This is a genomic window from Hyphomicrobium denitrificans ATCC 51888 (genome assembly GCF_000143145.1).
GTDB lineage: Bacteria > Pseudomonadota > Alphaproteobacteria > Rhizobiales > Hyphomicrobiaceae > Hyphomicrobium_B > Hyphomicrobium_B denitrificans.
In genome coordinates, this window is the sequence record NC_014313.1 from 3,061,406 (window position 1) to 3,075,453 (window position 14,048).

19 protein-coding genes are annotated in these 14,048 nt (G+C 61.5%); all 19 read right to left on the reverse strand.

From position 1 onward, the window contains the following. Positions 1-2: 2 nt before the first annotated feature. The 19 genes from HDEN_RS14640 to HDEN_RS14730 all read right to left on the reverse strand — a co-directional run bounded on the left by HDEN_RS14640 (position 3) and on the right by HDEN_RS14730 (position 14,036). A complete protein-coding gene (locus tag HDEN_RS14640) occupies positions 3-2,624 on the reverse strand; it encodes a phage tail protein (protein WP_013216916.1) in 2,622 nt (873 codons plus the stop codon). Next, entirely contained in the window at positions 2,621-3,028 is a 408-nt protein-coding gene (locus tag HDEN_RS14645) for a hypothetical protein (protein ID WP_041921677.1), read from the reverse strand. Before HDEN_RS14645 ends, HDEN_RS14640 begins: the two co-directional genes overlap by 4 nt. Before the next feature lie 2 nt (positions 3,029-3,030). Next, a complete protein-coding gene (locus tag HDEN_RS14650; RefSeq protein ID WP_013216918.1) occupies positions 3,031-3,510 on the reverse strand; it encodes a hypothetical protein in 480 nt (159 codons plus the stop codon). Continuing rightward, entirely contained in the window at positions 3,510-3,860 is a 351-nt protein-coding gene (locus tag HDEN_RS14655) for a hypothetical protein (RefSeq protein ID WP_013216919.1), read from the reverse strand. The genes HDEN_RS14650 and HDEN_RS14655 overlap by 1 nt, the downstream gene beginning before the upstream one ends. A gap of 5 nt (positions 3,861-3,865) precedes the next feature. Further along, positions 3,866-5,977 carry a phage tail tape measure C-terminal domain-containing protein gene (locus HDEN_RS14660; RefSeq protein WP_013216920.1) on the reverse strand — a complete coding sequence of 704 codons (2,112 nt, stop codon included), beginning with the start codon at positions 5,975-5,977 and terminating at the stop codon, positions 3,866-3,868. Then, complete coding sequence (locus HDEN_RS14665) at positions 5,970-6,203, reverse strand: hypothetical protein (protein WP_013216921.1); 234 nt, start codon at positions 6,201-6,203, stop codon at positions 5,970-5,972. Before HDEN_RS14665 ends, HDEN_RS14660 begins: the two co-directional genes overlap by 8 nt. After that, entirely contained in the window at positions 6,200-6,580 is a 381-nt protein-coding gene (locus tag HDEN_RS14670) for a hypothetical protein (RefSeq protein ID WP_013216922.1), read from the reverse strand. Before HDEN_RS14670 ends, HDEN_RS14665 begins: the two co-directional genes overlap by 4 nt. 18 nt (positions 6,581-6,598) lie before the next feature. Further along, the gene (locus HDEN_RS14675) at positions 6,599-7,069 is read right to left on the reverse strand and encodes a hypothetical protein (protein ID WP_013216923.1); all 471 of its coding nucleotides are present in this window, start codon (positions 7,067-7,069) and stop codon (positions 6,599-6,601) included. A 12-nt stretch (positions 7,070-7,081) separates the two neighbouring features. Next, a complete protein-coding gene (locus HDEN_RS17810; RefSeq protein ID WP_013216924.1) occupies positions 7,082-7,477 on the reverse strand; it encodes a DUF3168 domain-containing protein in 396 nt (131 codons plus the stop codon). 86 nt (positions 7,478-7,563) lie between these two features. Continuing rightward, positions 7,564-8,079: an HK97-gp10 family putative phage morphogenesis protein gene (locus HDEN_RS14685; RefSeq protein WP_013216925.1), complete on the reverse strand. Its 516-nt coding sequence runs from the start codon at positions 8,077-8,079 to the stop codon at positions 7,564-7,566. Further along, complete coding sequence (locus tag HDEN_RS14690) at positions 8,076-8,411, reverse strand: head-tail adaptor protein (protein WP_013216926.1); 336 nt, start codon at positions 8,409-8,411, stop codon at positions 8,076-8,078. Before HDEN_RS14690 ends, HDEN_RS14685 begins: the two co-directional genes overlap by 4 nt. After that, a complete protein-coding gene (locus tag HDEN_RS14695) occupies positions 8,411-8,986 on the reverse strand; it encodes a head-tail connector protein (RefSeq protein ID WP_013216927.1) in 576 nt (191 codons plus the stop codon). The genes HDEN_RS14690 and HDEN_RS14695 overlap by 1 nt, the downstream gene beginning before the upstream one ends. 3 nt (positions 8,987-8,989) lie before the next feature. Continuing rightward, positions 8,990-9,367 carry a hypothetical protein gene (locus HDEN_RS14700; protein WP_013216928.1) on the reverse strand — a complete coding sequence of 126 codons (378 nt, stop codon included), beginning with the start codon at positions 9,365-9,367 and terminating at the stop codon, positions 8,990-8,992. 31 nt (positions 9,368-9,398) lie between these two features. Then, the gene (locus tag HDEN_RS14705; RefSeq protein ID WP_013216929.1) at positions 9,399-9,812 is read right to left on the reverse strand and encodes a hypothetical protein; all 414 of its coding nucleotides are present in this window, start codon (positions 9,810-9,812) and stop codon (positions 9,399-9,401) included. A 41-nt stretch (positions 9,813-9,853) separates the two neighbouring features. Then, entirely contained in the window at positions 9,854-10,330 is a 477-nt protein-coding gene (locus tag HDEN_RS14710; protein WP_013216930.1) for a hypothetical protein, read from the reverse strand. Between the two features lie 117 nt (positions 10,331-10,447). Next, a complete protein-coding gene (locus tag HDEN_RS14715; protein WP_013216931.1) occupies positions 10,448-10,900 on the reverse strand; it encodes a hypothetical protein in 453 nt (150 codons plus the stop codon). A 103-nt stretch (positions 10,901-11,003) separates the two neighbouring features. Continuing rightward, a complete protein-coding gene (locus tag HDEN_RS17815) occupies positions 11,004-12,506 on the reverse strand; it encodes a phage major capsid protein (RefSeq protein ID WP_013216932.1) in 1,503 nt (500 codons plus the stop codon). A 46-nt stretch (positions 12,507-12,552) separates the two neighbouring features. Next, positions 12,553-13,167 (reverse strand): HK97 family phage prohead protease, encoded by a 615-nt coding sequence (locus tag HDEN_RS14725; RefSeq protein ID WP_013216933.1) that lies wholly within the window; start codon positions 13,165-13,167, stop codon positions 12,553-12,555. A gap of 35 nt (positions 13,168-13,202) precedes the next feature. Then, entirely contained in the window at positions 13,203-14,036 is an 834-nt protein-coding gene (locus HDEN_RS14730) for a hypothetical protein (protein ID WP_013216934.1), read from the reverse strand. Between the last annotated feature and the right edge of the window lie 12 nt (positions 14,037-14,048).

The following is a 14,048-nucleotide window of genomic DNA, read 5'->3' on the forward strand; positions in this document are numbered from 1 at the left end:
CTTCACCCAAATTTTGCGCGCATGATCTGATTTATTTCCGGCATCTCATCCACAAGCGTCAGCTTGGCGCGCTCGTCCTGAGACCGATCGATATCGACAACGAAGCAACGATGCCGCGCATTCGACAAGGTCGTAATGTTGATGTGCGCTCCGACAACGTCGGCCTCCGGCAGCGCTTCGTCGATCTCGATGACAGATTCGAGAATGTTGACGATTTCGCGCTGCACGATCCCGCTCGGCGTGTGGATAAAGGCGACAGAGCGATCGCCCGCAGTCGTGAAGATCTGCTCGACCGTCGGGTCGTCGCCGATATCGGGGCCAGGATCGACGCCTGGAATGACTTGGTCGATGGCAAGATGCGTTGCATCGATAACCTGGCGAATGCGGGCGCCATGAGACTTGTCATCGAACAGATCTGTCACAACGGAGACCAGGTCACCGCGCTCGCAGACGATACCCTCGACCGACGTTTGAACGATCCACTGTCGGCGCCGGAGATCAGTCTGCAAAAGATCGAAATACGCGCGGCGGCGAACGAGTGATGTTTTCGCAATTGCCTTGTACTGGACTGATTCCAGGCTCTGGATATCGGAGGCGTTGTCGAGCGAAACTTCGACCTCGTCATCGCGCCACTGGTTGTCCTGGTTCTGATAGGAGACGCGGTAGCCAGACGGCCGCTCCGGCAGAACAATGCTGAAGCTGATCTCCTCCCCGTTGCGGTGAGAGAACGTCTGCACGGGAACGTCATTCGTCCGGTCGCGAAAATAATCTATTCCGAAACCGTCCGACAGCCGCGGGCGCGCGAAACCGGCCGTTGCGATGGCGTCGAGCGTATTGCCGACCGTGTCGCCAGCGAAAACAGCAGAGCATTCGTAGCCCTGGTCGATGCATTCTTGCCGCCAGGCGACGAACGCCGCATCGTCGATCAATGACGTATCGACGCCATAAAACGTCAAGAAATCATGTAGCAGCTGGCGATAGTGCGTCGCGGGGTTGGCGCAATCGGGCGTCGGCGCGGCCCATGCGCTGCCGTCCCAATCGAGGACGTAGCGCGATGCGAGAACTGTGACATTGCGGACGGAATTGCCCTTGCTTTTGAGTGCAACGATTGCTGTTTCCGGCCATTCAGTCGGGTGGCGTGTTGCGATCGACGTCGCTTGCAACGGCGTCACTCGGGCCAGGAACCCGCCCTGATCGACAGGAATCGTCCAGACATTGGCGGCATCGTAGGAAACGAACAGCGAATATACGGTGCCTGAGATTTTGTATGCGGTATCAAGAGCATCGTTGTTGAGCGCCAGTCCCCGCATCACCTGGAACTCGAACTCCCCTTTAGGGAAGACGGATTCATCAAGGAACGCGCGAATACCAAAGCGCTGCGCGGTGATGTGATTGACGGATGTCAGAGGCACGCCGCCGTCGAACCAAGGGTGTCCTTCCCACTGCTTGCCGCTGTTCCCGTCCGAAAGGTCTTTGCCGGAGGCAGGAACCTCCTGCCAGAACTGCCATTCGAGTTCGCCATCGATATCAGGTGCGCCGAAGTCCTCGTCCCAGCGCAGCCGGACATCGCGGACGATCGTCGACGTCGAGCGTCCGATGACATGCATCTCCGGCAAATTGTTCCATTCCTCGGTGCCCTTGATGCGAAAGCGAATGCGGATCGGGATGCGAAGCTTTTGCGTTGCGCTGGCTGATGTCGCAAATCCGTCGACCCGAATGCGGATTGCGATCTCCTCGAGCTTTTCGTGCGCAGGCGTCGAAAAGGCGTGCCATCGCGGCTCGGAATTCGATGGCGTTTCCGCGTCCTCCAGCTTCGTGGCGTTGGCCTTGAAGGTCGAGAGTTCTTCGCTGATCGCGATTGGTGCCGAAATTTCATCAATAAACGTATAGACGCCGGCGGCTTCCGAGCCGTCCTTGATCTCGATTGTGAGAGATTGAACGCCGTCGGCCGGCGTGCCGTCCACCCAGACGTCGGTCAGCGCGTGACGCCCGTAGAACGCGAGGCACCGATCGATTGTCTCGATTCCGTCCTCAATGTAAGAGCGCGGTCTCATGATATCGGGCGGAGAAATTCGGCGGCGCCCGACTACGAGTGGCAGATACGCGCTTTTGGCGAGGACGTTCCCATCGGAAGAGACGCTTTGATACGCGTTCGATTCCTTGACGGACTGCCGGCCGAAGTTCGCCGAATCCGGCGGAAACAGCTTCGTCAGCGCAATCGACCCGCCGATCGCGACACCGGCTCCGATGGCGCCGGAGGCAATGGTGAGTGTCGTTCCCGTCAATCCGAGCAGCGTGCCGGCGATATAGCCACCGATGTATGGCGCGACGATTGCTAGAGCGATCGCTGCGATAACGCCGAAAATATTGCCACCCTTCCCGCCGGACGGCCGATATGTGAACCGGACACATCCGGAGCGACGGGGCCGCACTTGGGACCAGAGTTCGGCTGGGACACGCCGCCATGAGCCATCGGGCTCTTGCACCCAGGCGGCGATACCGTCCACGGTGCCATAGCAATCTTCGACGATGTCAGCGAGGCTCGCACCGCACGGCACAGGAAGCGGCTGCCAAGGGACGGGCAAGCCGGCGGGCCTGTGAGCGATCTCAATCCTATCGCTCATGAGCGGCTCCGATGCCGGAAAAAACCGGTAACGCGATGTCGGATTTGCCGGGAGGCCAGAGGAACGGCGACGCACCCCGTGTCTTCGCTCGAATGAATAACAAGCCCGTTCCAATGCACGCCGACGTGGCCGGCAGCGAGCACCTGGCGGCCTTTAGCGGCCCGCATGACGACAACGTCATCGCTGCCTGCGATGCTGACCGGAGTCCAGTCGGTGCGAGCGTCGAAACCCTGTTGCAATCCACCGACGCCGTAAGAGATATCGCCGCGATCATCGAGCCGGATGCCGAACCGCTCGCGATACCAAAGGCACACGATGCCCCAGCAATCGGCACCGCGCCAGTCGTTCCCATTGGGCACGTGCGGCACGAGCTGCAGGCGTTCGATCAATGTGATTGGTAGCATCGTCAGGCGGTGAAAAAGACGCCGGGGAAGAACGCGCGCGATGTTCGACGGAAAGGAACTGGTTCATGCAACGTTGCGCGTGGTCCGAGGTCGGCGGAGATGCGCACGCTGTTTCCGCTGACCGTTCCGAGAATGAAGAGATTTTTGGTATCGATGAGCGCGACGTCCGGATCAGAGATGTCGATCATCTTGATGCGGCATCCGACCCGATTCCTGGCGCGATTCACCGCCGCGCCCACGACGCGGGAAATGTTGCTCATGTCTAGGCGGACGGCGGCATCGCGGTCGCCAGACGCTGGCAACCGGATCGCGATGTCTGTGCCGATATAGACATTCCCTTGATGGACCACGTCCTCATTGTTGATGGCGGCGCGATGAACCGTGGCGCGACTGTCTTCCTGAAATTCGAGCAGGATGATGTGAGCATCGCTGATCGGGTCACGGTTGAGTTTGGCGCGCTGTGCTGTGGTGACGGAAGGCATCAGATTTCATCCAGAGAGACAGAAGCCGTCCAGGTTCCGACGGCAACGTGCTTGGTCCCCGGCGGTTCAGAGAACCGCACTTCGTAGATGCTGCCGGTGGAAGGATGGACCCAGTTGAACGTCAGCACGGCGCCATCCGTCACGGCGTCCCTAAAACCGACGAGCAGAGCTTTCTGGGTCGCGTTGAGCACGAGGTCGAAGGAGAACTTTGCGAGGGTCCGCGTGAACCGTTTTCTCCGTCGTCCAGCGCCAACCTCCGCCTTATCGTCGGCGTAAGCTGAGACGCACGACTCGGCAAACGTTCCAACGCGCGGCTCAGGCAATCCCGCCGGCCAGTCGATATTGGCCATTGGTGTTACCTCTCCCGCGGCGTGACATTGGCGCCGAAGCGTCCGCCGAGCGCGCTATCGAGCTTGCCCCCAGCGATCCCGTCCTTGACGGCGCCGATGACAATGTCGACGACATCGAGACCGCCAGACTGGCGACGTTCCTGAGAGACTTGAGCGCCGCTGTTGTTGATGACGTTGACCTCGACGTTAGGCGAAGGCGTCGCTTGCTGCACAGCATTTGGCAGCGCGTTGTTTGGGATGACGGTGCCGGGGAACTTCGGCCAGATAAGTTCCGGTCCGCGCTCACCGACGATCATCGGCCCGCCGGAGAAGTCGCCACCGTCTGCGAAGGCAGGAATGATGGTCGTGGCCCATCCGGACGACGATGATCCGCTCGACCCGAACAGGCTGAGCAGCGAGCCCAGCGCCCCGCCGCCACCGCTCGTGCCGCCAGTCATGAGATTCGTCAGCGGCGTGATCACAGCCGCCTTGATGGCGATCTGCTCCAGGTCCTGGATGATCGCCATGGTCATGTCGTGGAACGAGAACTTGCCGGTGCGCGTGAAATTACGGAAGGCGCTATCGAGGTTACTGGTAACGGCATTGCCGACGTCGCCGGTCAGCTTCGTCATCCGTTGTGCGTCTTCCTGGGCGATCGTGGCCTCGACTTGTGCCTGGGCCTGATCGCGGATGGCGGCGATGCGCTGCGGCGAAATCTCGATATGACGAGCCTGCAGGTTGACCAGCTGCTGATCGACGATAGCCTGCACGCGGCCGGCCTCCGTACCGTCGTACATCGCCGCCGTCCGTGCCATGATTTGCGCCGTCTGGCGCTGGAGTCCCGCAATAATCTGCTCGAAATTATTGCCCTCTCGCTCGGACAGTTGTTGCCGCTTGCGTTGATCCTCGGCAGTTGTCAGTTGCTGATTGAGTTTGCGCTGCTCTGCGAGCTGCGCGTTGATCTTCTCCATCGTCTGAGGGTCAAGATCGCCAAGAGCCGCAATGGCTCTCTGGTTTCTGGCCTGCTGCGTATAAGCCGCCGCTGCTGCGGTCGCCATACCGAGGACAGCGACACGGTCGCGGAGAGCGTCGGTCTCCTGATTTAGGCGATCGAGATACTGTTTCGCATCCTCGTCGTGCTTTTTCGAAGCGTTGAACTTTTCAACTGCGTCGGCGGCATCGCTATAACGATCCGAAAGCTTGTCGATGGCACGATCGATCGCGTCCTCGTCTAGTCCTTCCTCCTCGAGCTTTTGCCGGGCCTTAAGCTCCGCACGATAAATGGCGCTCTCGACCGTCGACATGCGCATGGTCTCGACATTGAGTTCCATCGCCTCCGTCTCGGCGCGCAGGCCCTCGATGCCCTTGCTGCTCTCAACCGCGCGGTCGGCCTTCGCCGCGGCCAGAATGCGCTCGCCGCCGGCCATCTGATTGAGAACGAATATCTGCGTCTGCAGTCCGGCGATCTCCTGCTTCAGCAGGTCCAGAGACGCCGGGTCGACGCCGATATCCATCGTTTGCAACGCCGCGAACTGGTCCTGCAGTCCCTGCAGCTTTTCCTTCGCGGTGTCGATGTCCTCTTCCAGCGTCGACAGCGAGCGCTTGCTGGCGGGAAGATAGTCCTCGATGCTTTGGCGGATGTATTTGAACGCATCGCCAAGTTTGCGGAGTCCATCTTCCGCGACGTTGGATGCCGTATAATTTGTATCCTGAACGCTCGAACCGAACCCGAGGATGTTGCCGACCGTCTGGAATGCGGATTCCTTGACGTCGTCGAAAGCGGTTTTCAAGCCTGTCAAAACTGCGCCCTGCAGTTCGACGGCGGCCGTCTTCACGTCCTCGAGCTGATCCTCTGTTCCTGTCTGAGCGGCGAATGCGTCCGCCGACGCACCGATCATATCGATCACGGATTTGACGGCGGCCAGCCCCGAAAGAACCAGATTTGCCTTGGATGCAATGCCCTCAATTCCGCCGGCTGTTGCCGACACGGCTTTATCGAACAAAGACAAGTCCCGGCCGCCGTCTTCCGCGAAGCGCGAGACGAGGTTCTTCGCGACCGTCAGGCCTGCCTCGAGCTTGTCCGTCGCCGAATCGATCACGACCCGCATGTCGGCGATGGACGAAAAAGCTTCAGGCACAGTGCTTGAACCCTTGCGTTTCGAGGAAAGCGTTGCGAGTGGCGAAGTAGTGATCGAGCTGATCGTCAGGGATCGGCGGCTTGCGGCGAGCTTCGTCCGCTTCCCGGCCTCGGCGCATGCGCGCCGCCAGTACCGCCGTCAGTTCGAAGAATGAGACGCGGTATAGATCGGCTGGATACCAGCCGATCAAGTCGGCGAGACCGATGAGGTATTCCCAGTCGATCAAGCCGTCGGGACGAAAGGGCCGCGGCGATCACCGCCCTTCCCGTTATCTGCCAGCCGTTGTGCCTCGCGCGCCAGGTTATCGCTGCCGGCGACGAGCTGCGTCAGGAACGCCGCGAGACGGCGATGGCTGAACGTGCCGCAACGAAAAATCCAGTCATCGATCTCGCCAGGACCTGGCGCATCGGGATCGGTGCGCAGCAGGGCATTGTAGACCCTGGCAAGCTCTGAGGTCGTGACATGGCCGCGATCGAGCCTTTCGGCGAACGGATAGAGGGCGCCGGTGACGCTCTCGACGCGGCGCGCGAGTTCGAGCGTACGCTCAAAGAACAACTGCCTCCCGGCAATCTCGATCTCGAACGGATGAACAAAGTCGGTCATCTGCTATCGCTCGCCGGATCAACCGCCGGGCGCCGGGAACGGTGTCGCGAGCGATTGCTGCATCAGGCTTGACGTGAAATCCTCGGTATTCGTGTTCTGGCCGAACGTGCGCAAGAAGGTCATGACGCGCACCTTCATGTAGTAGCCGGAGCCATTCAGGCGCACGATCTTGATGTTGTAGATGTTGTCGTCGCTGCGATCGAGCGAGGCGGCTTCCAGTGCCGCCTGCCCGGCAGCCAGCTCACCGGTTGCCTGATCAGTCTTGACCATGCCGCCGACTTGCAGCGAGCCGGCATCGCCAAGTCCTTTCTCCGTCTGCTTCCAGAGGTCCGAAAGCGCAGTCACGTCAAGGCTGGCAAAGCTAACGCCGAAGGCGTTGCTCAGCGCCTTTGCGCCTTCGATTTCTTTGTATGTATCGGTCGACGCCGTGGCGGCGGTCGTGCCGATATAGATCTTCGTTCCCATCGTTGCGTGATGCTGGGCAGTCATGGCGTAAGGCTCCTAATGAACGACGGTGATGCGGAAGTTGGCGGTGCCGGTGTAGGTGACGCCGTCCTGGTCGCGCGCCGTGTCGGAGCGTTCCAGGACGCACAAAAGCGGATAGCCGAGGTCGAGATCGAGCACGGCGCGATGCATCGCGGCTTCGATGGCGCCGAGGATGAAAAGGACTTCTTCCTGGCCGCGAAACGTCGAGTAGACGCCGAGCGACAGCTGAATGTCGTCGATCAGCTCGGAGAGGTTGTCGACGGGCGTCTTGATGGCGCGCGCGAACTGGACGTAGGGATAGACCGCGGCGTCGGGGACGTGATCGTAGAGCGGAACGCCGGCCGTCGCCTTCGAGGGCGGCACGAGCGCGGCAAGCACCGGCAGCAGAAGCGCGTCGAACGCCTTCTGCACCGAAAATGCGATGGATGAAATTTTGAAATCTCCGAGGCTTTACGCGGCCGGCGGCCGGCTCGCGGAACGCGAGTCGCCGGGCGCCATCAGGAAGAGTTCCGCTTGTCCGCAAATCCCGCAGCGGCCTTCACCGCGTCGACGACCGTCTTGAAATCGCGCTCGCGCTTGAGGCGCACCATCATGTTGGCGATGGCCGGGCGGAAGAACGGCTGCGCAGCGCGCGCCGGAACATGGCGTTTCATCTTGCGGAAACGCTTGCGCCCTTTCTTGTCGACGCCCGAGCTTCTCTGGTCGCCGACCTGATAGCCCTTCGTTCCGAATTCGACCCAGAAAAGATAGAACGCGGCATCGCGCATCGCCTTGGTGATGAAGCCGAACGTCACGCGCTTGCCACCAGTGTCACGGCTGCGGTCGACTTTGATCGCTTCCGGCATCAGAAGCGCGTCGCGGCCGCGTCCGGTGTGCACCGGGACGAGGCTGGCCGCCTCTTTCTGCGCCGCCTTGGCTTCATCCTCGAGCTTGTCGTCGATACGCTGTTTCATCAGCATGCCGAACGTATCGAACTTGCGATGCAGATCTTCGGTGCCGAGAATGCCGCTCATAATGTCACTCCCGTTTCGGCGACGATTTCCGTCTCCGGCTTGTTCGGCAGCCGGCGCGGCCGCTCGCGAATGTTGTAGGTGTCGCCGTTCCAGACGATGCGGTCGCTGGTGGTAATCCCCATCTCGTCGATCGCCGCTGACAGGCAGGTGAAGCGGTATTTCGATGTGGGCTTGACCCCGCCATCACGCACCTGCTCGCCGCCGCCGATCCAGTCCGCCTTCGCCCAGGCCTGGCCGAGCGGCGCGAGTGTCGGCGTCATGCCGCCGCCTGGGCGGCGAGCGTCGGTCTCACGCTGAAACGTGATCAGCTCCGTCCGGTCGCCGGCGTCCATCAGATCCAGCCCGTCGTCTTGTGGGGCTCGATCAGCGCGTCGACGGCCATCGGAGTCACGACGGCAGGACCTTCCATCACGGCCGAGCGATGCGCATAGAAATGCTGAACCAGCAGCAGCACGGCATGGCGCAGGTCTTCCGGCACGTCCGAATCCATCGCGCCATAGCCGCTCTCATAGACGATCGTAACACTGGGAATTCCGCGCGCCGCCAGCGGCCATGCCGTTTTCGGAAGAACCCAATATTCGATGAGGCTGGCCGCCAGAAAGTAGTCATTCGGGCTCAAGGTGATCGTGTCGCCCTTGGGATCGACGAACGTGATCGACGTGATCGAGATCACGGGCGGGCGCGGCAAGACGACAGGAACGCCGCCGCGCGGAAACCCTTCCCGCTTGTAAGTCACCGTGCGCTTGACGAGATTTCGACCGATGCGGTTTTCGACGTGCCGCGATGCCGCCGAGATGATCCGTTCAATCAGCGCATCCTCATTCGAATGCAGGACGCGCATCTGCGCCTTTGCCTCGGCGAGTGTGACGGGATCGCTGCCGCCGGAAACCGTGAAACTGTAATCCACAGATCAGCCTGTGAGGTTTTCGAGCGCTTCGGCGAGGTCGTCGAGGTCGCTGTCGTAGTCGCCGCTATTTGCTTCGTTGTAGAGATCGGCGAGTTGTTGCGGCGCGTCGTCCTCGTAGTAATCGGACTCGACCTGCTCATAGAGTTGCGCCTGCGCAGCCGCCGACGAACGCACTGTCTGAATAGCCTGCAGCAGCTGCGCGGACTGCGCCTTCGTCTGCTCGACAAACGATTTCACATCTTGCTCGAGCTGGTCGAATGCGGCCTCGAGCTGCGCCCCACTTGAAACAGCCGTTTGCGCACGAGCAATGGCGATGTTCCAATCGGTAGCGTCGTCGCGCCGAGCCGGAGCACGCGGCGCCCTGAGATCGAGTCGAAACATTGGGTTTCCTTTTGCAGACCTGGAGCGACCGCTACGCTTTGACGACGCCGGTATTCCAGATGTTCAGCGCGATCTTGGTGGTCGAGATTGCGATACCGAGAAGCCCAACGGAATCGCCGCTGTTGAGATCGGCGGCCGGACGGATTCCGCCGGGCGTGTCGGAGCCGAAATAAAGCGTCCCGACGGCGACCGTCGCGCCAATAGTGAGAACCCCGTCCCACATCACATTTATGGCTTGACCAGCATTGGCCGAGTTGAGCGCTACGCCATTGAGGATGAGCGCTTCGCCTGAGCCATCCGCATCATAGAGACCGACTTTTTTGCTGTCGGTCGATGACAGAGCGACGCTCTGTCCTGCCGTAATATTTACGGCCGCAATATTCTGAGAAATCTTGGCGCCAGGATCTGGAACGACACTCGTCGCCGTAATAGTGAGGTCTGCCATGATGCACCTTTTCTTGAGCTGAAGATGGCGGCGAACCGCCGTCAGGCGGGTTTCGTTTCGAGAACGACGGCCAGTCCTTCGTCGACAAGCTTCTGCGCCAGCGGCGCCGAGACGACGCCGCCCTTGACGATCTTGATCGCCTTGCCCTTGTCGTCGGGGCCTTCGTATTTGTCCTTCAGGCGAGCGCGGACGATGATGGTCTTCGGCGCTTCCGGCTTCTTCACACCAGCCGGAGGATCGGCGTCGCCACCTGCCGTCTGCGCCTCGCCATCGGTTTCGTCGTCTTCGTCTTCGTCTTCATCTTCGTCTTCGTTCGTAGTGCTGTTTGCCGCTGGCGCGGTCTCGCCCGTCTTGTGCGTCCGCTCTTTGGACACAGAACCAGCGATCTTCTCGCCGCTCTTCAGCTCGAGCGCGATCTCGGCAATGCGCCCATCGACGATTTCGTCGACGAGGAACTCTTTCGGATAGACGGCGCCGGCCGGGACGGCCCGGAATTCGCGCGTGACCTTGACTTGCATGGATGCCCCCTTTGGTGAACAATCGTGGTTGGCATGGTGAGGCGAGTTAGGGCACGGTGCGAATGGCTTGGCCCGACGTCGCTTGGAGGGCCGCCTTTGAAGGCGGCCCTATTCATTCTATTGAGGCGGGTTCGGCGTCGGAGCGATCGTGGGCTCGCCCAGAACGGCGACTCCTGCGACGAAGATATTTCCGGAATCGTTGCTTGCTGGCGTGATCGTCACGCGCACGAAGCGCTTCGGACCGACGTAGCCGATCTTGCGGCACTTGTTGTCGTCGTCGTACTTGAAGCCCGCGAGCGCCTCGGTGCCGTTGAGATACTTGTCGTCAACGGCCGCATGATCAGTCAGCGTCGTCGGGTTTGCTTCACTGTCGACGACGTTGCCGTCTTCCACCAGCACCGTGAACGTCGCGTCCGCATCGGTGAGCGCGCCGGTGACGATCGCGAGCATGCAGGCGTTGTAACCCTTCGTGTCGATGATTTTCGACACCATAGCGGTGTTGTCGGTTCCGGCCGCCTTCGGAAGGAACAGGGGAACAGGGTGTAGAAGGCTCGTAATATCGCGTCTCATAGCGATGACCTCTCTAAAACGGATTGCTGCGGGCGCCGACCGGCGGCCGATTGGTGGGTATGCGGCGGCGCCCATTTCAGCGCCGCCGATGTCTCGATGAGAGTTAGGTGCTGAACTTCAGAAGCTTGATGGCTTCGAAGTTCTTGATGCCGCCGCCGACGCGCTTGCGGGTGCGGAACATCACGTTCGGGTACTGGGTGAACTGATCGCGAACGACCGACATGCCGCTCCGATCGACGATGACGTAGGCCTTTTCCCAGTCCGCCAGTGCGATGCCGAAGCTGTCGGGCGCGATATCCGGCATCTGCTCGGCCTCGATGACCTCACGGCCGTCGAGTGTCGCCGGCTGGCCCTCAACGAGATTGGCATTGATCCAGATGTACCGGCCTTCGGCATCCTTCAGTGTCCGGCACGCACCAATCGACATCCGGTTCAGCATCCACTTCGCATTCTGGCGGTAGGCCGCCTTCATCGTGTAGGGAAGCTGCATGACCGGATCTCCAGACCCTGTCTGACCGGTTGGAACCGGGAAGCCGCCGGACACACCCGTCTTGGCGTAGCCAACCTTACCGAAGACCCAGTTGGCATTCGGCACATACTTGTCGGCGCCGTACCCGAGGAAACCGAAAGGCTTCATATTTCCGTCACCGCCGATGAAGCTTTCGCCTTCCGTCAGTGAGAAGTCCTCAACGCACGCGTCGGAGATTTCCTGCTCGATCGGATACTCGCTGTCCTCCAGCATGTCCTGGCTGACGATCGGATCGGCGTAGAGATCGTGCGCCGGCCAGTCGAGAAGGGCAAACTTCGGCGTGCCGTTGTTGTCGGCGGGAGCGGTGAGTTGGTCGCCCCATTTGGCACCAGGCGTCGACGTGCGGATCGGCTTCCGGTACGTGTAGCCGTTGATCGAGATCACCTGCGCGTACTGGCGCATCGGGACGACTTCTGCCAGCAGCTTCTCGATGGGGCCCTTGTCCTGTTCCGGCAGAACGAGGAAACCGCCGTCCGGATTCGAGCCGCCCCAAGCCTGCCTGGCGTTCGGCGCACTCTGACGTTCCAGGTCGCGCAGCGAATGCCCACGGAACTGGGTTTCGCCGGTGAGCAGATAGTGGCGCGTCGCCGCCTGATGCAGGCGCTGAAGCTGCGACAGCCGCGATGCGCTATTCGCCCCGCGAACGTCGAGCCGGGGGCGCGCGGTGATCCGCGTCAGGCGCGCATTTTCCTGACGCAGCTGCTGCAGCTCGCGGCGCTCGACGTCGTCGATGCCGCGATTGATCCGCGTGATCTTGATGTCGTTCAGGACGTCGCGCTTGCCTCTGCGAGCATCGCGGGCGCGGCGGTCCGCCGTCTCCCGCAGCATCTCGATTCCGCGCTGCTTCAGCTCATGCAGACGCCGATTGGCCTCGTTGCGCGTGAGCGTCCGGGCGACGCGGTTGATCTGCCGACCCTGCCGCTCGACCTGGTGTGCGATCTGCGACGGATCCACAGCACGGCGCGTGACGACGGCGGGCGCGGCAGGCGTCGGCCGGCCGGGCTGACCGGCGCGGGTTTCGAGCTGCGGCTCGTCAAGGCGCGCGGAAGCCGGCGCCAACTCTACGTTGGTGTCCATGATTACCTCTTCGGTTTGGAGTTGGCCGGCTATGCCGGGGTTGCTTTTACGCGAAACGGAGTTTCTTCAGGGCGCGCTCGCGGCGATCGAGCGCCGCGGCGAGGCCTGAGAAATCGGGAACGGGTGTCACCTTGCGTACTGTGTCGACAAGGGCACCGGGAACCGAATTGAACGTGACGGGAGATACCTCCCAAAGGTCGACGCGGGAAAACAGACCGACCGTCCCATCATCCCGAACAAGGGCCGGATCGATATCGAGTCCGAATTCGGATGCTGCCTGCTCCGGTGTCACATCGTCGATCTGGATCGTCTCGAAGCCGGTCGACAAGCCATCGATCTCGCCGGCCTTCATCAGCGTGTAGCATTCTCGGCCTTTCTCAAGGTCGAGAAGCAATTGGCCTTTGCAGCGCAGGCCGTAATCGTCTTCCTCGAACTCCTGCCAGGTCAGGATCGGCCATTCGGCCATGTGCTGCCAAAGGCCTTTCGGCCGCGTGCCGGCGGCGCGATGCGCTTCGAGCGAAGCGGAGAAACAGCCGGGAAGCCAAACCGTTCCGTAGCTGTCGACGACGTTCCACACTGACGCATACCCGGTGAAGACACCCTCTTCGGTGAGGGTGTCCGTCTGAAGCCGGACACCGGCACGGCGCGTCTGGATTGTCATGGAAGATCCCTATCGGCAGCGAATGTGCGAACTGCTCAGGCGGCTGCGGCCGCCGCCTCATCCTCGGCGGCGAACACGTCCGCCTGCGCCTCTTCGATCATCTGGGAGATTTGCTGCGCGACATCGTTCAGGAACTGCACCGCCGAAACCTGTGCTTCGATGTCGGCATCTGCGCCGGACGCGTCACCATCGGCGTTCGCCTGCAGGTCCTGGACCTGCTGCAGCAGCTGGGACAGGGTGTCCACGATCGCCTGCGGATCGCTGCTCTCCGTTCCCAACGTCGAAGCGGCTGCGCTCGCCTGGTCGAGGATATCTTGCGCCTGCGCGATGAGCTCGTCGGGCATCGCCCGCACGGCACGCGCCCGCCGTCCGCGCCGATTGCGGCCAGCGGTGAGCAGTGCGTCCTGCTCGTCGTCTTCGTCCGCAGCCGGATCGGTTTCGAGGGTATCGTCGTCCGCCGTGTCGATTTCGGATGTTGCGGCGGATGCCGGACCGAGGTCCTCGAGCTTGTCGATATAGCACCAGCTGTTTTCCGCATCGGTCGTCCAGGATTCGGCCGGAACCTGCGCGGCGAGGTCCTCGGCGACCGAGTATTGACCCTGCGTTTCCAGCGCCTCGTATTCGACGATGGCCGATTGCGTCACCGTGCGCGTGATCGTGGCGCGATACTTTTTGACCTGCGGATCAACCGGCGTGACGGCCTGAACGACGGGCTCCTCTGTGGCGGGCGCCGGTTCGTCCTCGAAACCAATCGCCGGATCGATGGCATCCGGAAGTTCAAGATCGTCGCGGATATGCCGTGCGCGCCCGCGCACGGGCTCGGCTTGGCGAACGGGGGATTTCACACTCGGCAGTTTCAGAGCGTACATGGTTGGCCTCCA